This window comes from Micromonospora olivasterospora (assembly GCF_007830265.1).
Taxonomy (GTDB): Bacteria; Actinomycetota; Actinomycetes; order Mycobacteriales; family Micromonosporaceae; genus Micromonospora; species Micromonospora olivasterospora.
The window spans coordinates 4295228-4319221 of sequence record NZ_VLKE01000001.1; the positions used below are offsets into that span (position 1 = coordinate 4295228).

General features: G+C 71.8%; 21 protein-coding genes and 1 pseudogene. 10 read left to right on the forward strand and 12 right to left on the reverse strand.

Going from position 1 to position 23994, the window contains the following annotated elements:
- Positions 1–67 precede the first annotated feature (67 nt).
- Positions 68–1579 (reverse strand): NAD-dependent malic enzyme, encoded by a 1512-nt coding sequence (locus JD77_RS19820; protein WP_211372611.1) that lies wholly within the window; start codon positions 1577–1579, stop codon positions 68–70.
- A gap of 168 nt (positions 1580–1747) precedes the next feature.
- Here JD77_RS19820 and hflX point away from each other — a divergent pair, with 168 nt between their 5' ends.
- Both hflX and JD77_RS19830 read left to right on the forward strand, forming a co-directional pair.
- Positions 1748–3196 (forward strand): GTPase HflX, encoded by a 1449-nt coding sequence (gene hflX / locus JD77_RS19825; RefSeq protein ID WP_145775667.1) that lies wholly within the window; start codon positions 1748–1750, stop codon positions 3194–3196.
- Between the two features lie 63 nt (positions 3197–3259).
- Positions 3260–4960 carry a WD40 repeat domain-containing protein gene (locus tag JD77_RS19830; protein WP_145775668.1) on the forward strand — a complete coding sequence of 567 codons (1701 nt, stop codon included), beginning with the start codon at positions 3260–3262 and terminating at the stop codon, positions 4958–4960.
- A 191-nt stretch (positions 4961–5151) separates the two neighbouring features.
- On the opposite strand, the gene lexA is transcribed toward JD77_RS19830, so the two are convergent.
- Positions 5152–5934, reverse strand: a complete 783-nt coding sequence (gene lexA / locus JD77_RS19835) for a transcriptional repressor LexA (RefSeq protein WP_145775669.1) — start codon at positions 5932–5934, stop codon at positions 5152–5154.
- Between the two features lie 575 nt (positions 5935–6509).
- Here lexA and nrdR point away from each other — a divergent pair.
- The 3 genes from nrdR to JD77_RS19850 all read left to right on the forward strand — a co-directional run bounded on the left by nrdR (position 6510) and on the right by JD77_RS19850 (position 11085).
- Positions 6510–7028, forward strand: coding sequence for a transcriptional regulator NrdR (gene nrdR / locus JD77_RS19840; RefSeq protein WP_145775670.1), 519 nt, complete (start codon positions 6510–6512; stop codon positions 7026–7028).
- 64 nt (positions 7029–7092) lie between these two features.
- On the forward strand, positions 7093–9969 hold the full coding sequence (locus tag JD77_RS19845; protein ID WP_145777675.1) for a vitamin B12-dependent ribonucleotide reductase: 2877 nt from the start codon (positions 7093–7095) through the stop codon (positions 9967–9969).
- Between the two features lie 180 nt (positions 9970–10149).
- Positions 10150–11085 carry a DUF2332 domain-containing protein gene (locus tag JD77_RS19850; RefSeq protein WP_145775671.1) on the forward strand — a complete coding sequence of 312 codons (936 nt, stop codon included), beginning with the start codon at positions 10150–10152 and terminating at the stop codon, positions 11083–11085.
- A gap of 174 nt (positions 11086–11259) precedes the next feature.
- Here the strand turns inward: JD77_RS19850 and JD77_RS19855 are convergent, their stop codons facing one another.
- From JD77_RS19855 to JD77_RS19865, 3 genes are read right to left on the reverse strand one after another with little or no spacing between them, the layout of a single operon-like run.
- Positions 11260–13653, reverse strand: coding sequence for an ATP-binding cassette domain-containing protein (locus tag JD77_RS19855; RefSeq protein WP_145775672.1), 2394 nt, complete (start codon positions 13651–13653; stop codon positions 11260–11262).
- A 34-nt stretch (positions 13654–13687) separates the two neighbouring features.
- Entirely contained in the window at positions 13688–14098 is a 411-nt protein-coding gene (locus JD77_RS19860; RefSeq protein WP_145775673.1) for a VOC family protein, read from the reverse strand.
- A 5-nt stretch (positions 14099–14103) separates the two neighbouring features.
- Positions 14104–14553: a helix-turn-helix transcriptional regulator gene (locus JD77_RS19865; RefSeq protein ID WP_246140770.1), complete on the reverse strand. Its 450-nt coding sequence runs from the start codon at positions 14551–14553 to the stop codon at positions 14104–14106.
- A 37-nt stretch (positions 14554–14590) separates the two neighbouring features.
- Between JD77_RS19865 and JD77_RS19870 the strand changes: the two genes are divergently transcribed.
- Positions 14591–15241: a class I SAM-dependent DNA methyltransferase gene (locus JD77_RS19870; RefSeq protein ID WP_342799654.1), complete on the forward strand. Its 651-nt coding sequence runs from the start codon at positions 14591–14593 to the stop codon at positions 15239–15241.
- Here the strand turns inward: JD77_RS19870 and JD77_RS19875 are convergent.
- From JD77_RS19875 to JD77_RS19895, 6 genes and pseudogenes are all read right to left on the reverse strand, one after another.
- The gene (locus JD77_RS19875; RefSeq protein ID WP_145775675.1) at positions 15196–15423 is read right to left on the reverse strand and encodes a hypothetical protein; all 228 of its coding nucleotides are present in this window, start codon (positions 15421–15423) and stop codon (positions 15196–15198) included. The genes JD77_RS19870 and JD77_RS19875 overlap by 46 nt on opposite strands.
- Positions 15424–15597: 174 nt before the next feature.
- Positions 15598–16251, reverse strand: a complete 654-nt coding sequence (locus JD77_RS19880; protein WP_170286486.1) for a class I SAM-dependent methyltransferase — start codon at positions 16249–16251, stop codon at positions 15598–15600.
- Between the two features lie 235 nt (positions 16252–16486).
- Entirely contained in the window at positions 16487–16624 is a 138-nt protein-coding gene (locus JD77_RS32250) for a hypothetical protein (RefSeq protein WP_170286487.1), read from the reverse strand.
- 134 nt (positions 16625–16758) lie between these two features.
- Positions 16759–18177: a TfuA-like protein gene (locus JD77_RS19885; RefSeq protein ID WP_170286488.1), complete on the reverse strand. Its 1419-nt coding sequence runs from the start codon at positions 18175–18177 to the stop codon at positions 16759–16761.
- Between the two features lie 32 nt (positions 18178–18209).
- On the reverse strand, positions 18210–19358 hold the full coding sequence (locus JD77_RS19890) for a YcaO-like family protein (protein WP_145775678.1): 1149 nt from the start codon (positions 19356–19358) through the stop codon (positions 18210–18212).
- A gap of 348 nt (positions 19359–19706) precedes the next feature.
- Positions 19707–19914, reverse strand: a pseudogene (locus JD77_RS19895) (DUF4158 domain-containing protein); the annotation flags it as partial.
- 169 nt (positions 19915–20083) lie between these two features.
- Here JD77_RS19895 and JD77_RS19900 point away from each other — a divergent pair.
- A complete protein-coding gene (locus JD77_RS19900) occupies positions 20084–20326 on the forward strand; it encodes a C1orf53 family protein (protein ID WP_145775679.1) in 243 nt (80 codons plus the stop codon).
- Positions 20327–20516: 190 nt separating this feature from the next.
- Positions 20517–21065, forward strand: a complete 549-nt coding sequence (locus JD77_RS19905; RefSeq protein WP_145775680.1) for a hypothetical protein — start codon at positions 20517–20519, stop codon at positions 21063–21065.
- A 23-nt stretch (positions 21066–21088) separates the two neighbouring features.
- Here JD77_RS19905 and JD77_RS19910 read toward each other — a convergent pair whose 3' ends face one another.
- Entirely contained in the window at positions 21089–21769 is a 681-nt protein-coding gene (locus JD77_RS19910) for an iron-dependent transcriptional repressor DtxR (RefSeq protein WP_145775681.1), read from the reverse strand.
- A gap of 97 nt (positions 21770–21866) precedes the next feature.
- Between JD77_RS19910 and JD77_RS19915 the strand changes: the two genes are divergently transcribed.
- Positions 21867–22715 carry a sulfurtransferase gene (locus JD77_RS19915; protein ID WP_145775682.1) on the forward strand — a complete coding sequence of 283 codons (849 nt, stop codon included), beginning with the start codon at positions 21867–21869 and terminating at the stop codon, positions 22713–22715.
- An 86-nt stretch (positions 22716–22801) separates the two neighbouring features.
- The gene (locus JD77_RS19920; protein WP_145775683.1) at positions 22802–23983 is read left to right on the forward strand and encodes an acetoin utilization protein AcuC; all 1182 of its coding nucleotides are present in this window, start codon (positions 22802–22804) and stop codon (positions 23981–23983) included.
- Positions 23984–23994 lie beyond the last annotated feature (11 nt).

Here is a 23994-nt window from a genome sequence, read left to right on the forward strand (position 1 = left end):
ACGCAAGCCTCTTGATCAACGGGGCGGGGCGGGCCGCGGCGCGCGGCCGGCCGGAGCGCAGGCGGCGTCAGGGGGTGGCCGACGCCTCGGCGGCGATCTCCGGGAGGTCCGCCGGGCCCGGGTCCGCGGCCGGAGGCGGGGTGGCGCCCGGGTTCTGGGCGGCGGCGCGGACGGCCGCGGCGACCGCCGGGGCGACCCGGGAGTCGAAGACGCTCGGGACGATGACCGTCGGGTTGATCTTGTCCTCGCCGACCACGTCCGCGATGGCCCGCGCGGCGGCGATCGCCATCTCCTCGGTGAACTCCTCGGCGTGCGCGTCCAGCATGCCGCGGAAGACGCCCGGGAAGGCGAGCACGTTGTTGATCTGGTTCGGCTGGTCCGAGCGGCCCGTGGCGACCACCGCGGCGTGCTTGCGGGCCTCCCGCGGGTCGACCTCCGGGTCCGGGTTGGCCAGCGCGAAGACGATCGAGTCCTTGGCCATCGTGGCGATGTCCTCGCCGGTGAGCAGGTTCGGCGCGCTCACGCCGATGAACACGTCCGCGTTCCGGACCGCCCCGGGCAGGTCCCCGGAGTAGTTCTCCTTGTTGGTGTTCTCCGCCAGCCACTGCCAGGCCGGGTTCAGGTCGGTCATCCCGCGTTGCAGGGCGCCCCGCCGGTCGTACGCGATGATGTCGCCCACGCCCTGGCGCAGCAGCAGCTTCATGATCGCGGTGCCCGCCGCGCCGGCCCCGGAGACGACCACCCGGACGTCCGCGAGCCGCTTACCCACGACGCGCAGCGCGTTGGTCAGCGCGGCCAGCACGCAGATCGCCGTCCCGTGCTGGTCGTCGTGGAACACCGGGATGTCCAGCGCCTCGCGCAGCCGGGCCTCGATCTCGAAGCAGCGCGGCGCGGCGATGTCCTCCAGGTTGATCCCGCCGTACGCGGGCGCGATCGCCTTGACGATCGCCACGATCTCGTCGGTGTCCTGGGTGTCGAGCACCACCGGCCAGGCGTCCACCCCGCCGAAGCGCTTGAACAGGGCCGCCTTGCCCTCCATCACCGGCAGCGACGCGGCCGGCCCGAGGTTGCCCAGGCCCAGCACGGCCGAGCCGTCGCTGACCACCGCGACCGTGTTGCGCTTGATGGTGAGCCGGCGGGCGTCGGCCGGGTTCTCGGCGATCGCCTGGCACACCCGGGCGACCCCCGGGGTGTACGCGCGGGACAGCTCGTCACGGGTGCGCAGCGCCACCTTCGAGCTGACCTCGATCTTGCCGCCGAGGTGCAGCAGGAACGTCCGGTCCGAGACCTTGCGGACGTCCACGCCGTCGAGCGCGGTCAGCGCCTCGACCACCTGGTCGGCGTGGTTGGCGTCGGCCGTGTCGCAGGTGAGGTCGACCAGCACGTGCGTCGGGTCGGAGTCGACGACGTCCAGCGCGGTGACGATCGCCCCGGCCTCGCCCACGGACGTGGTCAGTCGGCCGATCGAGGACGCGTCGGCGGGTACGGCGATCCGGATGGTGATCGAGAATCCCGCACTTGGAAGTCGGGTGATGGCCACTGGAGATCCCTCCGTCGACGCTGGGCGGCCGGTCGTCATGTCGCCCGCATTTGTACCCGCTCTCCGAGGTCGAGTCGCATTCGCCCCCACTTCTGGTGGCCTAGATGACGGGCATATAGCAGGTGCGTCCGGCGTTGGCACATGTCAGGATTGCTGATACGCGCCGGAAAGACCCCGGTGCGGGACGTAACGGACAGGAGACGCAGCTTGCGAGACCAGGAGACCTACGTTCACCTCGAGGACGACGAGCTCGACGCCACCACCGGCGAGTACGAGCTGTCGGAGCGGCAGGCGTTGCGGCGGGTCCCCGGCCTCTCCACCGAGCTGACGGACATCACCGAGGTCGAGTACCGCCAGCTCCGGCTGGAGCGGGTCGTCCTCGTCGGCGTCTGGACCGAGGGCACCCAGGCCGACGCCGACAACTCCCTCACGGAGCTGGCGGCGCTGGCCGAGACGGCCGGCTCGCAGGTGCTCGAGGGGCTGATCCAGCGCCGCAACCGCCCCGACCCGGCCACGTACATCGGCCGGGGCAAGGTCGACGACCTGGGCGCGGTGGTGCTCGCCACCGGGGCCGACACCGTGATCTGCGACGGCGAGTTGTCGCCGTCCCAGCTGCGCAACCTGGAGCAGCGCACCAGGGTCAAGGTGGTCGACCGCACCGCCCTGATCCTCGACATCTTCGCCCAGCACGCCAAGAGCAAGGAGGGCAAGGCGCAGGTCGAGCTGGCGCAGCTCGAATACCTGCTGCCCCGGCTGCGCGGTTGGGGTGAGACGCTGTCCCGGCAGACGGGTGGTTCCGGCCGTGGCGGCGGCGCCGGCGGCGGCGTGGGCCTGCGCGGTCCCGGTGAGACCAAGCTGGAGACCGACCGGCGCCGGATCCGGCACCGGATCGCGCGGCTGCGCCGCGAGATCAAGGCCATGACGACGGTACGGCAGACGAAGCGCGCCCGCCGTTCCCGCAACGCCGTCCCGGCGGTGGCCATCGCCGGGTACACCAACGCCGGCAAGTCCAGCCTGCTCAACCGGCTGACCGGGGCCGGGGTGCTGGTGGAGAACGCCCTGTTCGCCACCCTCGATCCGACCACCCGTCGGGCCACCGCCGCCGACGGTCGGGTCTACACGCTCTCCGACACCGTCGGGTTCGTCCGGCACCTGCCGCACCAGATCGTCGAGGCGTTCCGCTCGACGCTGGAGGAGGTCGCCGACTCCGACCTGGTGGTGCATGTCGTCGACGGCACCCACCCCGACCCTGAGGAGCAGGTCCGCGCGGTGCGCGAGGTGCTGGCCGAGGTCGGCGCGGACCGGCTGCCCGAGTTGTTGGTGATCAACAAGACCGACGCCGCCGACGAGGAGACGCTGCTGCGGCTCAAGCGGCTCTGGCCGGACGCCGTGTTCGCCTCGGCCCACTCCGGCCAGGGGATCGACGAGGTGCGGGCGGCCATCGAGCAGCGGCTGCCCAGCCCGGCGGTGGAGGTCCGCGCGGTGCTGCCGTACGACCGGGGTGACCTGGTCGCCCGGGTGCACCGGCAGGGCGAGGTGCTCAGCACCGCCCACCTGCCGGAGGGGACGCTGCTGCACGTACGGGTGGGGGAGGCACTCGCCGCCGACCTGGCCCCGTACGTGGCCGACGAACGCCTCGTCGCGCACGCCGGGTGACGCGGCCGGGGATCGGCATCCCGGCGGAGCCTCGCATTCATCCAGGCATGCGACACTGACCCCATGCGCCGTGCTGTTTCCTCGGTCACGGTTGCCCTCGGCCTGCTCGGGGCAACCGTGGCGCTTTCCGGAGCCGCCCTGGCCGCCGCCCCCGCCCCGGGGGCCGCGCCGGAGGCGGCGCCCGGCAAGAAGCGCTGCACGGTGACCGACGAGCGGCTGCGGGAGCTCTCCGGCCTGGTGGCCACGAAGAGCGGCTACATCGTCATCAACGACTCATCCCAGGACGAGGCGCGCAAGCGCGTATTCTTCCTCGACACCAAGTGCAAGCTGGCGAAGGATCCGGTCAGATACTCGGGCAACGGTCCGTTCGACACCGAGGACCTGGCGCTGTCCCCGGACGGCGAGACGCTCTGGATCGCCGACATCGGGGACAACATCACCAGCGCCCAGCGGCGCGAGCGGGTGGCCGTGTGGACCATGCCGGTTGACGGCTCGGAGCGGCCGGTGCTGCACCGCCTCTCGTACCCGGAGGGCAAGCCGCACGACGCCGAGGCGCTGCTGATCGGGGACGACAACAAGCCGTTCATCATCACCAAGGTCGTCGCCGGCAAGGCCGAGATCTTCACCCCCTCGGGAAAGCTGAAGAGCGGCGACACCGACCCGGTCCCGATGACCAAGGTCGGCGAGGTCTCGCTGCCGAAGACGAACACCCCGAACCTGCTCAACACGATCGGCCGGGTCGCCATCACCGGCGCGGCCCGCTCGCCGGATGGCGGCAGGGTGGTGCTGCGGACGTACGCGGACGCCTTCGAGTACGACGTCTCGGGCGGGGACATCGTCGGCGCGCTGACGAAGGGCAAGCCCCGGGTCACCCCGCTGGCGGACCCGTTCGGCGAGGCGATCTCGTACACGCCCGACGGCAAGACGTTCGTCACCGTCTCGGACGGCGGTGAGCTGGCCGAGGACGATCCGATCGAGATTCTCGCCTACACCCCCCTGACCACCGGGGCGGAGGCCCTGACCAGTGGCGACGGCGCCCCGCCGAAGCAGACGGCGGAGAAGTCCTGGATCGAGGGGCTGAGCCTGGACGAGATCACCTACCTGGTCGCGGCCCTCGGGGTGATCGGTGCGCTCATGGTCGGCGCGGGCATCGTCGGCATCGTGCGGGCCCGCAAGCGCCCGGTCGACGAGCCGGAGAACGGCGCCGAGCGGGACGGCCGGGGGCGGGGGGCGCATCCGGACCAGCCGGCCCGCGGCCGCCCCGCCGACGGTTCCCCGCCCGGCCGTGACGGCCAACGCGCCGGCGTCTACGGCGGTGCCGCCGCCGGCGCGGCCTCGGGCGGCATGTACGGCGGCGGGGGGCCCCCGGCGGTGGCCGGCCCCCGGCGGCGGCGGCCCCCAGGGGGCGGCCGGCCCTCGGGTGGCGGGCGTCCTCCCCAGGGCGGCGGCCGTGCCCAGGGTGGAGGCGGAGTCTACGGCGGTGGCCGGCCCGCGGGCGGCGGCGTGTACGGCGGCCAGCCGGCCGCCCGCCCTCCGGCCGATGGCCACCCCGGTCGCGGCGCGCAGCCCGGTCGGGGCGGGCAGCCGGCCCGGGGAGGGCGGCCCGGCGGGGCGGCGGGGTGTACGGCGGTGGCCGGTCCGAGCCGCCGCGCGGGGCGGCCCCCGGGAGCCGCGCCCGGGCGGCCGGGCGACGGCGGATGGGAAGACGGCCGGGGCGGCTACGGCCCACCACCGGGCCGCGGGCACCGCGGCGACCGGTTCTGACAGCCCGGCCGCGCGGGTGTCCCAACGCAATCTCAGGGAGATAGTGGCTAAAACGCGCCGGAAGGCCACAGTCTCCGCGAAAATGTGGCCTTCGGACACGGCCGGGTCGGGCGGGTCGGGGCCCGGCACGGCCCGGCACGGCCCTGCCGGGTCAGGCGAGCCGGGCGGGTCGGCAGGCCGTACCCGGGCGGTCAGATCCGGCGCAGGACGGCGACGACCCTGCCCATGATCGTGGCGTCGTCGCCGGGAATCGGGTCGAAGGCCGGGTTCTGCGGCATCAGCCAGACGTGACCGTCCCGGCGCCGGTAGGTCTTCACGGTCGCCTCGCCGTCGAGCATCGCGGCGACGATCTCGCCCGAGTCGGCGGTCGGCTGCTGCCGGACCACCACCCAGTCGCCGTCGCAGATCGCGGCGTCGAGCATCGAGTCGCCCTTGACCTGGAGCATGAAGACCTCGCCCTCGCCGACCAGCTCGCGGGGCAGGGGGAAGATGTCCTCCACCGCCTGCTCGGCCAGGATCGGCCCACCGGCGGCGATCCGGCCCAGCATCGGCACGTACGCCGGGGTGGGGCGCTGGGAGCGGCTCGCCTCGTCGTCGACGTCGCCGGGAGCCCGGACGTCCACCGCGCGCGGACGGTTGGGGTCGCGGCGCAGGAAGCCCTTCTTCTCCAGTTCCTTGAGCTGGTAGGCGACGCTGGACGGGGAGACCAGGCCGACGGCCTCGCCGATCTCGCGGACGCTCGGCGGGTAACCGTGACGCTCGACCCAGGTGCGGATGAACTCCAGGATGCGCCGCTGGCGGGCGGTCAGGTCGACCGTGGCGGGGTCGGGGTAGGTGCTGACCACCGGGGTGACCGGGCGCACGGCGGGCTGGCCCGTGCGGCTGCGGGCGGCGCGGGGACGTCGAGCGGCCGGCGGACCCGCCTCGGCGCTCTGCTGCGGGTTCTTCGGCCGGCTGGTCCGGTCCTCGGTCACGTCCGTCCTCCCTGGTCGGCGCTCGGGTGCCCCGGCGGCTCGTGGTGCGTACGAAAGGGTGTGGCGACCGTTCCGGCGGTGGCCCGCCGGCGCGGTTGTTCTTGACCGTATAGGCGGGATCGGTCATTTTCAAACATCTGTACGACGTTCGGCGGCGTGTCGGACCCGAAAAGCGGGAATCCGAACGCCTGTTCTGGTAAATGGTACGCGGTTCTCGTACACCAGTTCGAGTTCCGGTGCGTCCTGTCCGGCTCCGATTGGCGGGTCGGCGGGCGTGTCCGGGGCGAGTCGTGCCGCGTTGGGGGTTTCGGCGACGGTCCGGTGGGAGAGGAGCGGACGTGATCCTGACGACTCGCCGGACACGCCGCTCAACTTGACCTCGGTTCGCCGGACGCCTACGGTCAACCCCTAGATGTAGTAGTCACATGGGCGTAAGTCGCCTACAGGTTGGGTTCAACTACCGACCGCACTTCCCGCTGCCGCACCCGGTGGCGATCCCCGCGTGGGGTCGGCGCCGTGGTTCGGCGTGCCCGGGGGCGGTCGGATCGCCCGCCGTCGATGAGGGAGGTCTGGCGATGCGGTGCCCCTACTGCCGGCACGCCGACTCGCGGGTGGTCGACTCGCGGGAGGCCGACGACGGCCAGTTGATCCGCCGGCGACGCGCCTGCCCGGAGTGCGGCAAGCGGTTCACCACCGTCGAGGAGGCGGTGCTCGCGGTGGTCAAGCGCAGCGGGGTGACCGAGCCGTTCAGTCGCATCAAGATCATCGGCGGGGTGCGCAAGGCGTGCCAGGGGCGGCCGGTGGACGAGGACTCGATCGCCCTGCTGGCCCAGAAGGTCGAGGAGACCGTCCGGGCCAAGGGGGCGGCCGAGATCCCCAGCCACGATGTCGGGCTGGCGATCCTCGGCCCGCTGCGGGACCTGGACGAGGTGGCGTACCTGCGCTTCGCCAGCGTCTACCGCTCGTTCGACTCCCTCGCGGACTTCGAGCGCGAGATCGAGACGCTGCGGGCCGCCGCCCGCGCCCGGGAGGGCGCCGGGGCGGAGGATCACGCGGGGGCCGGGGCGGCGGGGGCCGCCGGCCGTACCAATTGATTTTCTCTGGTTTCTGACAGTTGGACGCGCGGTGGGTGACCGTGCAGACGAGGGGGCGGATGAGATGGCGGGGGACGGCGTGACAGCAAGCCGGTCGCGGGCGAAGGCCGGCGCGGGGCTCAAGGTCGAGCGGGTGTGGACGACCGAGGGGGTCCACCCGTACGACGAGGTGACGTGGGAGCGTCGCGACGTCGTGATGACGAACTGGCGGGACGGCTCGATCAACTTCGAGCAGCGCGGGGTGGAGTACCCCGAGAGCTGGAGCGTCAACGCGGCCAACATCGTGACCACGAAGTACTTCCGGGGCGCGGTGGGCACCCCGGAGCGGGAATGGTCGCTCAAGCAGCTGATCGACCGGGTGGTCGGCGCCTACCGCAAGGCCGGTGAGGAGCACGGCTACTTCGCCACCCCGGCCGACGCCGAGGTGTTCGCACACGAGCTGACCTGGATGCTGCTGCACCAGGTGTTCAGCTTCAACTCCCCGGTCTGGTTCAACGTGGGCACGCCCTCGCCGCAGCAGGTCAGCGCGTGCTTCATCCTCGCCGTCGACGATTCGATGGACTCGATCCTCGACTGGTACAAGGAGGAGGGGCTGATCTTCAAGGGCGGCTCCGGCTCCGGGGTGAACCTGTCCCGGATCCGCTCCTCCCGGGAGCTGCTCTCCTCCGGCGGCACCGCCTCCGGCCCGGTCAGCTTCATGCGCGGCGCCGACGCGAGCGCGGGGACCATAAAGTCCGGCGGGGCCACCCGGCGGGCGGCCAAGATGGTCATTCTCGACGTGGACCACCCGGACATCGAGGAGTTCGTGGTCACCAAGGCGCGCGAGGAGGACAAGATCCGCGCGCTGCGGGACGCCGGCTTCGACATGGACCTGGGCGGCGCCGACATCGTCAGCGTGCAGTACCAGAACGCCAACAACTCGGTGCGCGTCTCCGACGAGTTCATGACGGCGGTGGAGAACGGCGGCGGGTTCGACCTGCGCGGCCGGCTCGACGGGCAGACCATCGAGACGATCGACGCCAGGAACCTGTTCCGCGCCATCTCCCAGGCCGCCTGGGAGTGCGCCGACCCCGGCCTGCAGTACGACGACACCATCAACGACTGGCACACCTGCCCGGAGACCGGGCGGATCACCGCGTCGAACCCGTGCTCGGAGTACCTGCACCTGGACAACTCCTCGTGCAACCTGGCCTCGCTCAACCTGATGAAGTTCCTCCGCGCCGACGGGGGCTTCGAGGTGGAGAAGTTCGTCAGGAGCGTCGAGTTCGTCATCACCGCGATGGACATCTCGATCTGCTTCGCCGACTTCCCGACCGAGAAGATCGGCGAGACCACCCGCGCCTACCGGCAGCTCGGCATCGGGTACGCCAACCTCGGCGCGCTGCTGATGGCCTCCGGCCTGCCGTACGACTCGGACCAGGGCCGCTCGCTGGCCGCGGCGATCACCTCGCTGATGACGGGCACGGCGTACCGTCGCTCCGCCGAGCTGGCCGGCATCGTCGGCCCGTACGACGGCTACGCCCGCAACGCCGAGCCGCACAAGCGGGTCATGCGCAAGCACGCCGCCGCCAACGACGCGATCAAGCCGGCCGGCACCGTGGCCACCGCCATCCAGCGGGAGGCCACGAAGCAGTGGACGCAGGGCAACAAGCTCGGTGACAGGAACGGCTGGCGGAACTCCCAGGCCAGCGTGCTCGCCCCGACGGGCACCATCGGCCTGATGATGGACTGCGACACCACCGGCGTCGAGCCGGACCTGGCGCTGGTCAAGTTCAAGAAGCTGGTCGGCGGCGGCTCGATGCAGATCGTCAACCAGACCGTCCCGCGCGCCCTGCGCAGCCTCGGCTACCCCGAGGAGCAGGTCGAGGCGATCGTCGAGCACATCGCCGACCACGGTCACGTCGTGGACGCCCCCGGCCTCAAGCCGGAGCACTACGCGGTCTTCGACTGCGCCATGGGCGAGCGGTCCATCGCGCCGATGGGCCACGTGCGGATGATGGCGGCCGTCCAGCCGTTCATCTCCGGCGCCATCTCCAAGACGGTCAACATGCCGGAGCAGGCGACCGTCGAGGACGTCGAGAAGATCTACTTCGAGGGCTGGAAGCTCGGCCTCAAGGCGCTCGCCATCTACCGGGACAACTGCAAGGTCGGCCAGCCGCTGTCGGCGGCCAAGAAGACCAAGGCCGCCGAGACCCCGGCCGCCGAGGTGGAGAAGGTCGCCGAGAAGGTCGTCGAGTACCGGCCGGTGCGCAAGCGGCTGCCGAAGAAGCGGCCGTCGCAGACGATCTCCTTCTCCGTCGGCGGCGCCGAGGGCTACCTCACCGCCTCGTCGTACCCCGACGACGGCCTCGGCGAGGTCTTCCTCAAGATGTCCAAGCAGGGCTCGACCCTGGCGGGCGTGATGGACGCCTTCTCGGTGGCCATCTCCATCGGTCTCCAGTACGGCGTCCCGCTGGAGACGTACGTCAGCAAGTTCACCAACATGCGCTTCGAGCCGGCCGGCATGACCGACGACCCGGACGTGCGGATGGCCGCCTCGGTGATGGACTACATCTTCCGTCGCCTGGCCCTGGACTTCCTGCCGTACGAGCGCCGTGCGGAGCTGGGCATCTTCACCGCCAAGGAGCGGGCCGCCCAGCTCCAGGCCGAGGCGGAGGCGGAGGCCAACGGCGCGGACCTCGCCGCGATGGCCGCCTCCGCCCCGGTCGAGACCAGGCCGGATGAGCCGAAGGCCGCCGCGGTTGTCCAGCCGGCGCTGGAGGTGGCCAACGCCGCCGCCACCAAGCCGGCCGCCTCGGTCGGTTCCAGCACCGAGCTGCTGGAGGCCGTCCTGGGCAAGGCCGCGGACGCGCCGCTGTGCTTCACCTGCGGTACGAAGATGCGGCCGGCCGGTAGCTGCTACGTCTGTGAGGGCTGCGGCTCCACCAGCGGCTGCAGCTGACCCTCCGCACGACGGCGACCGCCCGCCTGTTTCCCCGGGTCGGGCGGTCGCCGACTTCGGCCGAGGTGTTACGAGGCGAGGCCGGACGCGGTCGATCAAGAGGTTTGCGTCAGATCAGAGATCGACTCTGACGCAAACCTCTTGATCGCAACGGAGGGCCTGAAGGTGGATGATCGGGGCATGGCGGTCAGTGCGGGGTTTGTCGAGTTCGCCAGGCGCGAGGCGCGCGGCGTCTCTCCCGCGTACGAGCGGCTGGCCCTCGCGGTCTCCCGCGACGAGGATCTGCTCGCCCTGCTCGGTACGCTTCCGCCGGCCAAGTGGCAGCCGAACCTGCTGTTCGGCGTCGTCCGGTTCCTCGGCGGCCCGGTCGACGAGCCGGACGCGTTCCGCGACTACACGATCGCCAACTGGCCGGCGGTGGAGGCGCAGCTGCGCGTCCGCGCCACGCAGACCAACGAGGCCGGGCGGTGTGCCGTACTGCTGCCGGTGCTCGCCGCGCTGCCGCAGCCGCTCGCGCTGCTGGAGGTCGGCGCATCCGCCGGCCTGTGCCTGTACCCCGACCGGTACGCGTACCGCTACGGCGATCACCTGGTCGGCACCGGCGAGCCGGTCCTCGAGTGCGCGGCGACGGGGCTGACGCCGCCGGACGGCGTACCGGAGGTGGTGTGGCGGGCCGGCCTCGACCTGAACCCGCTCGACGTGACCGATGCCGCGGACGTCGCGTGGCTCGACGCCCTCATCTGGCCCGAGCACACGCACCGCCGCGCCCGGCTGCGGGCGGCGGCGGCCGTCGCCGCGGCCGAGCCGCCGCTGCTGGTACGCGGTGACCTGGTGGACGACCTGGCGGCGCTCGCGGCGCGGGCACCGGCAGGCGCGACGCTGGTGGTGTTCCACACCTCCGTGCTGTACCTGGTGCCGGCGCCGCGGCGGCGGGCGTTCGCCTCGGTGGTACGCGACCTGCCCGGCCACTGGATCGCGAACGAGGCCCCGGAGGTGCTGCCCTACGAGGGGCTGCCCGAGCAGCCGGGGGAGGCCCTGCACAACGTTCTCGCGCTGGACGGAAGGCCGCTCGCCTGGACCCGGGGACACGGCCAGGCGATCACCTGGTTCGGGTGAGGCCCCTGCCCGGCCGCGTCGCCCGGCCGCGTCGCCCGGCCGCGTCGCCCGGCCGCGTCGATCAAGAGGTTTGCGTCAGATTGTAGATCGACTCCGACGCAAACCTCTTGATCGACAGGCGGTGGGGTGCCGGTCCGCGGGCGGGCGGTGGGTGGGGGTGCGGGCCGGCCCGGGTCAGGCGTTGACGTAGGCCGCGAGGTGCTCGCCGGTGAGGGTGGAGCGGGCGGCGACGAGGTCGGCCGGCGTGCCCTCGAAGACGATCCGGCCGCCGTCGTGGCCGGCGCCGGGGCCGAGGTCGATGATCCAGTCGGCGTGCGCCATGACCGCCTGGTGGTGTTCGATGACGATGACCGACTTGCCGGAGTCGACGAGCCGGTCGAGCAGGCCCAGCAGGTGCTCGACGTCGGCGAGGTGCAGGCCGGTGGTCGGCTCGTCGAGGACGTAGACGCCGCCCTTCTCGGCCATGTGGGTGGCCAGCTTGAGCCGCTGCCGCTCGCCGCCGGACAGTGTGGTGAGCGGCTGGCCCAGGCTCAGGTAGCCGAGCCCGACGTCGGCGAGCCGTTCGAGGATCTTGTGCGCGGCCGGCGTGCGCGCCTCGCCGGCGCCGAAGAACTCCGCGGCCTCGGTCACCGACATCGCGAGCACCTCGCTGATGTCCCGGCCGCCCAGGTGGTATTCCAGCACGGACGCCTGGAACCGCTTCCCCTCGCACTCCTCGCAGGTCGCGGCGACGCCGGCCATCATGGCCAGGTCGGTGTAGATCACTCCCGCGCCGTTGCAGCCGGGGCAGGCGCCCTCGGAGTTGGCGCTGAACAGCGCCGGCTTCACGCCGTTGGCCTTCGCGAACGCCTTGCGGATGGGGTCGAGCAGTCCCGTGTACGTCGCCGGGTTGCTCCGCCGCGAGCCGCGGATCGCGGCCTGGTCCACCGACACCACCCCGTCCCGGCCGGAGACCGAGCCGTGGATCAGCGAGCTCTTGCCGGAGCCGGCGACGCCGGTCACCACGACCAGCACGCCGAGCGGGATGTCGACGTCGACGCCGCGCAGGTTGTGGGTGTGGGCGCCGCGCACCCGCAGCACTCCCGACGGCGTCCGCACCGACGGCTTCAGGGCGGCGCGGTCGTCCAGGTGCCGCCCGGTCAGTGTGCCGCTGGCCCGCAGCCCGTCGACGGTGCCCTCGAAGACCACCTCGCCACCGGCGGTGCCGGCGCGTGGGCCGAGGTCGACGACGTGGTCGGCGACCGCGATCGCCTCCGGCTTGTGCTCCACGACGAGCACCGTGTTGCCCTTGTCGCGCAGCCGCAGCAGCAGGTCGTTCATCCGCTGGATGTCGTGGGGGTGCAGCCCGATCGTCGGCTCGTCGAAGACGTAGGTGACGTCGGTCAGCGACGAGCCGAGGTGGCGGATCATCTTGGTGCGCTGCGCCTCGCCGCCCGAGAGCGTGCCGGACGGCCGGTCGAGGCTGAGGTAGCCCAGCCCGATCTCGACGAACGAGTCGAGGCTGTCCCCCAGCCTCTTGAGCAGGGGAGCCACCGACGGCTCGTCGAGGCCGCGCACCCACGCGGCGAGATCGCTGATCTGCATCGCGCAGGCGTCGGCGATGTTGATCCCCTCGATCTTCGACGACCGGGCCTCCATGCTGAGCCGAGTGCCGTCGCAGTCGGGACAGGTCGTGAACGTCACCGCCCGCTCCACGAAGGCGCGGATGTGCGGCTGCATCGCCTCGACGTCCTTCGACAGGAACGACTTCTGGATCGTCGGGACGAGCCCCGCGTATGTCAGGTTGATCCCGTCGACCTTGATCTTGGTCGGCTCGCGGTAGAGCAGGTCGTGGAGCTCCGTCTTCGTGTACTTGCCGATCGGCTTGTCCGGGTCGAAGTAGCCGCAGCCGCGGAAGATGCGGCCGTACCAGCCGTCCATGCTGTAGCCGGGGATCGTGAGCGCGCCCTCGTTGAGCGACAAGGTGTCGTCGTACAGGGCGGACAGGTCGATGTCGGTGACCGAGCCCATGCCCTCGCAGCGCGGGCACATGCCGCCGAGCCGGTTGAACGTCGCCTTCTCGGTCTTCGTCCGGCCGGCGCCGCGCTCGACGGTGATCGCGCCGCTGGCCCGGACCGAGGGGACGTTGAACGAGTACGCGTTGGGCGGGCCGATGCGCGGCTGCCCGAGCCGGCTGAAGAGGATGCGCAGCATCGCGTTGGCGTCCGTCACGGTGCCGACCGTCGAGCGGGGGTTGGCGCCCAGCCGCTCCTGGTCGACGATGATCGCGGTGGTCAGCCCGTCGAGTACGTCGACCTCGGGCCGCGCCAGCGTCGGCATGAAGCCCTGCACGAAGGCGCTGTAGGTCTCGTTGATCATCCGCTGCGACTCGGCGGCGATCGTGCCGAACACCAGGGAGCTCTTGCCCGAGCCGGAGACGCCGGTGAACACCGTCAGCCGCCGCTTCGGGATCTCGACGCTGACGTCCTTGAGATTGTTCTCCCGGGCGCCGTGCACGCGGATCAGGTCGTGGCTGTCGGCGACGTGCAGCGGAGGCGACTGCGGGTCCGTCCTCGTGGCCGTGCTCATCGTGTCTCCATCTGTGCGGGCTTCGCCGGACGGCTCAGCGCAGCTCGTTGATGCGGATCAGGTTGCCCGCGGGATCGCGGAAGGCACAGTCGCGAACCCCGTACGGCTGTTCGGTCGGCTCCTGGACGACCTCGGCGTCACCGGCCTGCAGCCGCTCGAAGGTGCCGTCGAGGTCCCTGGTGGCCAGGGTCATCATGGCGTAGGTGCCCTTGGCCATCATCTCGGCGATGGTACGTCGCTCGTCGTCGGTGATGCCCGGGTCGGCGCCCGGCGGGTACAGGACGACGGACGTGCCGGGCTGGTCGGGAGGGCCTACCGTGAGCCAGCGCATCCCGCCGTATCCGACGTCGTTGCGGACCTCGAAGCCGAGGGTGTCGCGGTAGAAGGCCAGGGAGGCCTCCGGGTCGGTGTGCGGGAGGAAGGTCGCGTGAATCGTGATGTCCATGGCCGTCACGCTAGCTGCGGCTTCGTGCCCCGTGCTTCTCGATTCCTGATCGGTCTGGTCACCTGTTTCGCCACGCACGCCGGCATCCCCGCCGTCGCGCGCGCCGCCTCACGCCGGTAGGTGCTGGGCGGCACACCGACCAGTTCCGTGAAGCGGGTGCTGAAGGTGCCCAGCGACGAGCAGCCGACCGCGAAACAGACCTCGGTGACGCCGAGGTCGCCGCGCCGCAGCAGCGCCATCGCGCGCTCGACGCGCCGCGTCATCAGGTAGGCGTACGGCGACTCGCCATAGGCGAGCCGGAACTGGCGGCTGAGGTGCCCGGCCGACATGTTCACGGCGCGGGCGAGCGCCTCGACGTCCAGCGGCTGCGCGTACTCCCGGTCGATGCGGTCGCGGACGCGGCGCAGCCGCGCGAGGTCGCGCAGGTGCTCCTCTTCCGTGGATCTGCTGGTCACCTGCCAAATCATGCCACCCCAGCCCACCCGACTAGGGTTGCCGATCAGGGGGGAACCGAGCTGGCTGCGGGAGACCCGGGCGGCGTACGACACGGTGGCGGTCGACTACGCCCGGCTGATCGATCACGTGGAGGGAGCGGGCGGGCCGCTGGACCGGGCGGTGCTGGCCGCGTACGCCGAGACGGTCGGCGACGCCGGGCCGGTCGTCGAGGTCGGCTGCGGCACCGGGCGGATCACCGCACACCTGCGTGACCTGGGCCTCGACGTCGCCGGGATCGACCTGTCCCCGGGGATGGTCGCGGTGGCCCGCGACGCCTGGCCGGGGCTGCGCGTCGCCGTCGGCTCGATGACCGACCTGCCGCTGCCCGACGGCGGCCTCGCCGGCCTGGTCGCCTGGTACTCGATCATCCACCTGCCGCCGGAGCTGCTGCCCGGGGTCTTCGCCGAGTTCCACCGGGTGCTGGCCCCGGGCGGCGAGCTGCTGCTGGCCTTCAAGGCGGGCGACCGGCGCATCCGGCTGGAGCAGGCGTACGGGCACGTCGTCTCCTACGACGTGCACCGGCTGCCGCCGGAGCGGATCGCCGCGCAGCTGGCCGACGCCGGGTTCACGGTGCACGCGCGCCTGGTCCGCGAGCCGGAGGGCTACGAGAAGAGCCCCCAGGCGTTCCTGATGGCGCGCCGCCGGTGAGCGTCGTCCTGTTCACCCTCGGCGGCACGGCCGCGATGGCCGGCAGCGCCGAGGGCGGCCGGCCCGTACGTGTACCGCACCCAGGCGGCGTATTCCTCGCCGGTGAGCGTCGGACGCCGTGAGGTGGCGGGGTCGTAGGGCTCGCTGGTGCCGGTGTCGACGAACAGGATCCCGATGGTCACGCCGGCTCCCCGGTCAGGGCGGTGGTCAGCATCTCGCGCTGGGCGGGGAACACCGTGCCGCCGTAGGCCGTGGCCAGGTGGTCGACCAGAACGTACTACGCCATCGTGCGTGGGTTCTTCGCCCCTGGTCAACCACCCTCACCAGCCGAGCTTGACAACCGCCGCTTACGTTGGTCAGCCCAGTCGGAGGGTGGCCGTGTACATCGGAAACGTGTCGTCCTCGTCGAGGTCGCAGAGCGTCCAGCCGGTGCCTTCGGCCAGTCCGCCCAGCTCCTGGGGGGAGAGCAAGAGCAAGTCGAACCAGTCGCTGCTGACATCCTCGAAGCGGGCCCGCATCCGGTACTGACCAAACATCCGGCCGGCGGCGACGTTGCCTTCGCCGTACCGCTGGTGGGCGGCGTGGGTGAGGCGGTACGGGTTTATTCCGGTCCCGATTATCCGGGCGCCGGACCGTGCCAGCCGGGTCAGCGAGGAGAGGATGTCACGACCCGCGGCGAGGCTGCCCAACAGACCGAGGTTGCCGCCCAGCAACAGGATGGTGTCAAAGGTGCCCAGATCGGCGGGGAGCGCGCCCAGATCGGCGAGTTCGACATCAACGCCGAGGGAGTGGGCCACGGCGACCATACCGGGCGAGTTGTCGACGCCGCGGACGTCGAGTCCCCGCCGCATCAGCGCCCGCGCATGCCGCCCGGCTCCGCAACCGAGGTCGAGGACCATTCCGGTAGCCGCCAGCGGGGCACGCCGCTCGACCTCGGACCAGGTGGTGTCCTCAGACAGGTAGATCGCGGCGTCGTTGACGGTCAGCATCCCGTCGTCGCGCTCGAGCACCGCATGGGCGATCCCGGCACAGGACCCTGCGCGGTGACACGCCTGGACCGCCGCCCCGATGGCGTCACCGCCTGCGGGCGCGACCGTCGTTGTCGTCGTTGTCATGGCAACCTCTCTCAAGCCGGAGTGGAGGTGCCAGGACGCGCTCAGTCGCGCCCTGGCACCAGCGGGCCGCCACGATGCTCAGTGCCCGCACCTTGGCTCGGTTGTCGGACCGGACTCGGATGAGCCGGACTTAGCCGTCGATGAGGTCCTCGACCGAGGCGCTCACCTCGTTGGTCACGTAGTACTTGGCGATCTCCTCGACGCGCCTGTCACCGGAAAAGATCTCGTCGAGTTCGGCGTCCGAGGGCGTACCAGTCGTCTTGATCATGGATCTTCCTTTCGTAGCGGCGGCCGCCGTCCGATTCGGGGCCAACTGTTATGTGGTTACTGCGTGGTGCCGTTTTCGGTAGAACCCGTGGCGGCTGGTTCCCGGCACCAGCCGGGTGACCAGGGCCGGAGTCGTCACCTGTGCGACAGGTGCGCGCCGTGAGTGCCATCGTCGGACCGAAGGGAGGTGCCGTCGCCATACCGGAAGAAGAGGTAGTACGGCTTGGCCGCCGCGATCACGCTGTCGACGGCGCCGAGACCGCGGTCCAGGGCCGCCAGAGGCAAGTCCTCGCGCGTGGTCTCCCAGCAGGTGGCCACCATGTCGAGCACAAGATCGTCGTTGATCGCTGCGATGCTGAGACCGTCCCGCTGTGCGGTGATCCTGTCGTTGATCTCCCAGGCCCGGTCGTTGAGGTCTCCGGCGTTCGCCCAGGCGGGCTGCGTCCGAGCCCAGGCCAGCGCCGCCTCGTCCGGCAGCACTCCCGGGCCCCAGCGATAGCCACGCACCAGGAACCTGACGAGCTGTTCCCGGACGGACAGCCGGGACCTCTCCCCCGCGGTAGTCCACTCTGTGAGGAACGGCAGCTCGGCGGCGCGCCCGGGCCATCGATAGAAGCCCCGGTGCGCACCGTGCCGCAGCGCGGTCTCCGTGGTGTCGCCGGCCGGCTCGGCTCCTCGATCGCCGCACTGTGCACGACATTCTGCCTCGATCCTCTCCAGCACGAGCTCTTCGTAGCGGCGGGGATAGTCCGCCCCCATAAGCTGCATGACTCGCAGCCGGTTGATATCAGCCGTACGCGCGCCCGGGTCGCCCGCCGCGCGGCCGGCCGCGGCGATCTCCCAGACGTGCAGGTAACTCGTCCGTGCGCAGCGCTCCGGCAGCACCGGAGCGGTGGTGTCCCGCTCCGGCATCCCGGTCATAACCTTGATCAGGGCCAAGGCGTCGTCCCGCTTGGGATCCTGGCGGTGGCTTCTGCAGAACCGCATGAGCTCCTCCGCCCGCGCCGCCGGCATCCCTATCGAGGTGGCGAGCGACGGAAGCAGGCCGTAGGACCGATCCGAGAAGTGCCGCCGAGACAACGCACTGACCAGATCGTCGCACTCCGCTTGATCGCACACGCCGTCCCCGACCGCCAGTGCGAGCGTGGCCCTCATCGCCACGAGCGTCTCGGATAGCGGCCGGAAATCCTCCTCAGCCGGGCTGTGCAGGAGGCAGACCTCGTCGTCGGCCTCCAGCTCACCGTCCCGGTACGCGGCGAATATCCCGCCGATCCCGACCATCCCGAAGGGATGCAGCTCCACGGCGCGCAGGGCGCCCATGCTCGACGCGCCGAAGACACGAACGCCGCGGTCGAGCAGTAGCAGAATCTCCTTGTGCCGGACAGCACCGACCTGGTGAAAATAGCCGTCGATAATGCCTACGACGTCGCCGGCGCGCAGGTCGCTCCGGAGCAGATCGCCGGCGGCGACCGGCGGCAGCACTTTTATGCCGGTGTCGCGCAACAGATCGGCCGCGCCGGGCAGGGTAGGCCCGACATGAAGAATACGTTGCACTCTTTCCTCGTCTCCCAACGTTTCGAGACAGTTCAGTGAAGTGCCTTGTATCGCATTCCAGGGCACACCGCCAGCACCACGGGGACACCTATGTCGTCGCGGGTGAGATTCACGTAGACAGGCGGGGCGCCAGTCGAATCCAGGATTCGAGCGGTGACCTCGCGCACCTCTTCGGCGGTGTCAAGAATGCGCACAGATTCCACGGCGGTGAAATCTAGCCGGTCACTCTCGTCTGACCGTCGCGCCGCCGGCGGCGTGCCTGTCGATCGGTAAGGCTTCTTGCCAAGGTCGTCGCGCGATCCGGCTATGGCGGTCGTCCGCGATTGAGCCGCCTCCGTCAGCGCCCGGGAAAGCGCGACCGCGGCGTCGAGATGCGAACCGATCCCACGAAACGATACGGGGAGGGCATCGTCCCAGATAATCGCGTCGAAGGTCGGCACGGCAACCTGACTCGGCAGCCGGCGCACGCTGACGTTCACACCCGCGACGCCGAACAGCTCCAGCGTGGTGCGGACAGACGGCGCATCGACCGTGGACAGGTCCAGCTCTTGTGGCCGCGACCCGTCGCCGCCGAACGCCGCCCGGACGATCGCGTCGCGCTCGATCACCTCGTACATGCCGTGCAGCAGCGCTTCGTCGAGTGTGTTCCCGCTGGCCAGGCCGTTGCTGCTCGGGTAGAACAGGGGTGGCTCCCAGGTCCGGGAAACCCGTCCGTCCAGGACGAGTAGTTGCGCCGGCACATGGGTGGGAGTCCCGGTGTCCACGCTCTGGGCCGGCAGCCACGTCACGCGGCAGTCGTCGTGCAGGAAGTGCCGCTCGGCGAGGGTCAGCTCCTCCGGGTCATAACCGAGCCCCGGGCGCATTTCCCCGACAGTGGCCTCCGTGGACGGCAATGCGGGGCGCTCCGCATGCCATACCTCAATGCCCTCCATGACTGCGGAGATTCGCGCGAGCAGTGGAGTGACGCCTTTTCCCTGAGAAACCGACAGCGACCAACTGTTGGGCCGTATAGCCTGATAGACTGAAATGCCGATGGTATCCAGCCAGGTTACGTCGGAAATCCTGGTGATGCCTACTCTGGGTAGCACCGGCTTAATCCATTCCCAGGTCTCCTCGGGCGCCTGAGTCCGATGAGTTCCGTCTACTATGACCTTTTTTGTTCGCGCAGCCGGAACAAGCAAGTGGCTTCTCCCCCTAGGTCAATGCAAGAACGAAGAGGAGCCTTGCGGCAGATGCGCAAAGACTATTGGCTGCGATGCGAATCCGTCAAGGGGTGTTGCTAGCGAACGTGCGAAAAGAGGCTAAGAAGTCGATCAATGAGCTGTGGTGCGATCCGCACCGCTCTAGCCGACTTGCTCCCTAATCAGCCCGAACGGCCCGCGCCGGCCGCACCCGTTGGCGCAGGCGGTCCGCGTGGAGATCCCCGGCAAGGTCGCAGACCACCTCGCCGCCCGCGCCGACCTCGGCGAAGCCGAGCAGCACGCCCTGCGCCGAGGCCGCACGGTCCGGCGTGGCCAGGGCCACAGCCTGAGAAGGTGCCGCACCCGCGCCCACGTCTCCGTCCGGGCCCGGGCCCGGGCCCGAGCCGCAGCCACCCGCCGCAGTAGCAGGATCACCCCCCGGGCGGATCAGCCGCGACGACAGCAGATAGTCGCAGGCCAACCGGAACAACAGCTTCGGCGAGTCGTGCTCCATCGCCCGAGCGAACAGGAACTCCTCCAGGTCCTTCCACTCCGCCGGGGCGGGTTCGGGCCGGTTGGCCTGCCGGGCGAGGCACACCCGCCGCGGGGTCGTGAACACCACGGCGGTCGCGGGCACCTGCTCGCGGCCGGCGCCGACCGGGCGGCGATCGCGGCGGCCTTCGCCCGCCACGGCTGACCCGTGCCCCTCGCTCTACACTGCGGCCGTGAGTGGAGAACGGCTGCCGCTGGCGGACCGGCCGTTGACCGAGCCGCACCCGTCCCGGCTGCCGCCGGAGCAACCCGGCCGGGAGCGCGTCCTGGCCGCGCACGCCGCCGCCCTGGCCGCGGGCGAGGCCGGCTACCTCGACCCGGACACCGGGCTGTTCGTGCTCACCGCCGGCTTCCTGGCCCGTCGGGGTACGTGCTGCGGGCGCGGCTGCCGGCACTGCCCGTACGTCACCGACTGATCGCCGCCGCGCGGTTCACCGATGGCGGTGCTGTACGAGGCGCTCGCATGCCTGCTGCCACGGGCTCCGTAGCTCGCCGTCACGGCGACAGCCTAGGTGATCGACTGAGGGCTTCCGTCCACCGCGGACACCCCGTACGGTGTGCGACGGACATCCGGCGGAGAACCGCCGACGAGCGCGGAGGTTGGGCGTGCACGGGCGGATCGCTCTCGCCGGCGTGGCGGTGCTGCTGGTGACGGGTTGCGCCGAGGAGGCCGTGCAGGTGGCGGTGCCCCCCGCCCAGCCCGTGTCGGTCGACGTCCCGGCCGCCTCCGCGGGCGGCGCCTGCCGGCTGCTCCACTTCGCGGTGATCGAGGAACACACCGGGGCGCGCTTCGACGTGGCGGCGTCCAGCGAGCGCGGCGACACGCACACCTGTGTGCTGCGGGCCGAGCAGGCGCTGCTGCCCGAGCTGGCCCTCACCGTCACGGAGACGTCGATCGACGTGGCGACCTTCACGGCCGACGTCCAGCCGAGCGGGGCGCGCAAGGTCGGCAAGCTGGGCCAGGTCGCCTACCAGCGGACCACCTCCGCCAGCGGGAAACACGGGCCGGTCGCCGAGGTCGGCTGGCTGGCCAAGGAGGACCGGCTGGCCGTCCTGCGGTGGACCCTGCCGAAGGGTGAGGACCGGGCCGCCGCCGACGAGCTGGCCGGCAAGCTGGTTGCCTTGGCGAAGACGGTCGACACCCCGGCTCTCTGATCCGGCACGGCCCTGCCGAAAGGTCAGCGGGCGGCGACGAAGACCCGGGACGCGACCTCGCGGGGCAGCCGGACCCGGTCGCCGGAGCGGTCGATGGACACGCCGTCCCGCTCCTGGGCCACCGTGACCGTGGCGCCGGGGTCGACCCCGGCGGCGTGCAGCTGCCGCAACACGTCGGAGTTGGTCTGCACGCTCTCGCAGATCCGCCGCACCACCACCGGCCCGGAGAGCCCGGGGAAGGCCAGGTTGCGTTCGCCCTCGCTGCCGTCGGCCTGCTGCCCCCCGTCGCCCAGCTCCGCCAGCCCGGGGATCGGGTTGCCGTACGGGGAGCGGGTCGGGCGGTTGAGCAGCTCGTAGACCCGCTTCTCGACCGCGTCGCTCATCACGTGCTCCCAGCGGCAGGCCTCCTCGTGGGCCTCCTCGTAGGGCATCCCGATGACGTTGACCAGCAGCAGCTCGGCCAGCCGGTGCTTGCGCATCACGGAGACCGCCGTGGCGCGGCCCAGCGGGGTCAGCGCCAGGTGCCGGTCGCCCTCGACGGTGAGCAGGCCGTCGCGCTCCATCCGGGCGACGGTCTGGCTGACGGTGGGGCCGCTCTGGCGCAGCCGCTCGGCGATCCGGGCACGCAGCGGCGGCACACCCTCCTCCTCCAGTTCGAGGATTGTGCGCAGGTACATCTCGGTCGTGTCGACCAGGTCATTCACGTCAGCGACCTCCCAGAGGTCGATGGTACCCCGGCCCCCGGACGCCACCCGGCGCCGAAACGCGAGGTGCCGTACCGGATGGTGTTGACTGGGCGCCATGTCCGGTACCGAGGAACTGTTGGTCGAGGCCGACCGGCTCGCCGCCTGGCTCGACTCCGCCGATCCACCCGCCCTGCTCGACGTCCGGTGGCGGCTCGCCGGCCCGCCCGGCCGGGCGGACTACGCCGCCGGGCATGTGCCCGGCGCGGTCTTCGTCGACCTGGACACCGAGCTGTGCGGGCCGCCGGGCCCCGCCGGGCGGCACCCGCTGCCCGACCCCGCCGCCCTGCAGGCCGCGCTGCGGGCCGCCGGCGTGCGCGCCGGCCACCCCGTCGTCGTGTACGACGGCGGCGACGGGATGGCCGCCGCCCGCGCCTGGTGGACGCTGCGCTGGGCGGGCCACCGGCAGGTACGGCTGCTGCACGGCGGCTTCCCGGACTGGGTGGCCGCCGGACTGCCCGTCTCCACCGAGGCGCCGAGCCCGGCGACCGGCGACGTGACCGTCCGACCGGGGGAGTTGCCGGTGCTCGACACCGCCTCGGCCGCGGCGCTGGCCGCCGCCGGCGACGGGGTGCTGCTCGACGTGCGCGCCGCCCCGCGCTACCGGGGCGAGACCGAGCCGATCGACCCGGTAGCCGGGCACGTGCCGGGCGCGGTGAACCTGCCCGCCGGGGAGTACGTGGGCCCCGACGGCCGCTTCCCGGCCGCCGACGCGCTGCGCGAGCGGTTCGCCGCCGCCGGGGTCGCCGAGGGCGCGCCCGTCGGGGCGTACTGCGGGTCCGGCGTGACCGCCGCGCAGGCCGTGCTGGCCCTGCACCTGGCCGGCCGCCCGGACGCCGCCCTCTACGTCGGCTCCTGGAGCAACTGGGTGGCCGACCCGTCCCGCCCGGTCGCCACCGGCGGCTGACCGTCCGGCCGGGCCGCCCGGGCCGACCAGGCCCGGGGCGCCCGCACCGGGTGAGGGCTGCCAGCGGGCGTGCGACGATGGGGCGCATGTCCGAGGACACGGTGGTGGTGTGGGACGAGGCCCTGCTCGCGTACGACATGGGCGACCATCCGCTCGACCCGGTCCGGGTGGAACTGACCTTCGGGCTCGCCCGCGAACTGGGCGTCCTCGACCGGCCCGGGGTGCGGGTGGTCAAGCCGGAGCCGGCGGACGACGCCCTGCTGACCCGGGTGCACGACCCGCGCTACCTGGACGCGGTCCGGGCCGCCCCGCGCGACCCCCTGTTCGCCGGTTTCGGGCTCGGCACCTCGGACAATCCGGTGTTCGACGGGATGCACGAGTCCAGCGCGCTGATCGCCGGGGCCAGCGTCGCCGCGGCCGAGGCGGTCTGGCGGGGCGAGGCCCGGCGGGCGGTCAACGTGGCCGGCGGGCTGCACCACGCGATGCCGGCCCGGGCCGCCGGCTTCTGCGTCTACAACGACCCGGCGGTGGCCATCGCCCGGCTGCTGGACCTCGGCGCGCAGCGGGTGGCGTACGTGGACGTGGACGTGCACCACGGCGACGGGGTGCAGGACATCTTCTGGCACGACCCGCGGGTGCTCACGATCAGCCTGCACGAGACGCCGCTCGCGTTGTTCCCCGGCACCGGGTTCCCCGACGAGACCGGCGGGCCGGGGGCGGAGGGCAGCGCCGTCAACGTGCCGCTGCCGCCGGGGACGGACGACGCCGGCTGGCAGCGGGCGTTCCACGCGATCGTCCCGTCGGTGCTGCGGGCGTTCCGGCCGCAGATCCTGGTCACCCAGTGCGGCGCGGACGCCCACCGCCTCGACCCGCTCGCCGACCTGCACCTGTCGGTGGACGGGCAGCGCGCCACCTACCTGGCCCTGCGGGCGCTCGCCGACGAGCTGTGCCAGGGCCGCTGGGTCGCCACCGGCGGCGGCGGGTACGCGCTGGTCGAGGTGGTGCCGCGGGCGTGGACGCACCTGCTGGCGGTGGCCACCGGCGCCCCGCTCGACCCGGCGACGCTGACCCCGCCGGGCTGGCGGCAGCTCGCCACCACCCGCCGCCCCGGCCGGCAGGTGCCGCTGCGGTTGACCGACGACGTCCACCCTGGGTACCAGCCGTGGCAGCCGACCGGGGAGCCGAGCTCGGTGGACCGGGCGATCACGGCCACCCGCAGGTCGGTGTTCCCGCTGTTCGGGCTCGACCCGTACGACCCACGCGACTGAGCCGGCCTGGG

Excerpts from the sequence above, each read along its gene's own strand:
- JD77_RS19820 (WP_211372611.1), bottom strand. The coding sequence starts at position 1,579 with ATGACGACCGGCCGCCCAGCGTCGACGGAGGGATCTCCAGTGGCCATC.
- JD77_RS19830 (WP_145775668.1), top strand. The coding sequence starts at position 3,260 with ATGCGCCGTGCTGTTTCCTCGGTCACGGTTGCCCTCGGCCTGCTCGGG.
- nrdR (WP_145775670.1), top strand. The coding sequence starts at position 6,510 with ATGCGGTGCCCCTACTGCCGGCACGCCGACTCGCGGGTGGTCGACTCG.
- JD77_RS19845 (WP_145777675.1), top strand. The coding sequence starts at position 7,093 with ATGGCGGGGGACGGCGTGACAGCAAGCCGGTCGCGGGCGAAGGCCGGC.
- JD77_RS19850 (WP_145775671.1), top strand. The coding sequence starts at position 10,150 with ATGGCGGTCAGTGCGGGGTTTGTCGAGTTCGCCAGGCGCGAGGCGCGC.
- JD77_RS19855 (WP_145775672.1), bottom strand. The coding sequence starts at position 13,653 with ATGAGCACGGCCACGAGGACGGACCCGCAGTCGCCTCCGCTGCACGTC.
- JD77_RS19860 (WP_145775673.1), bottom strand. The coding sequence starts at position 14,098 with ATGGACATCACGATTCACGCGACCTTCCTCCCGCACACCGACCCGGAG.
- JD77_RS32250 (WP_170286487.1), bottom strand. The coding sequence starts at position 16,624 with ATGATCAAGACGACTGGTACGCCCTCGGACGCCGAACTCGACGAGATC.
- JD77_RS19915 (WP_145775682.1), top strand. The coding sequence starts at position 21,867 with ATGTCCGGTACCGAGGAACTGTTGGTCGAGGCCGACCGGCTCGCCGCC.
- JD77_RS19920 (WP_145775683.1), top strand. The coding sequence starts at position 22,802 with ATGTCCGAGGACACGGTGGTGGTGTGGGACGAGGCCCTGCTCGCGTAC.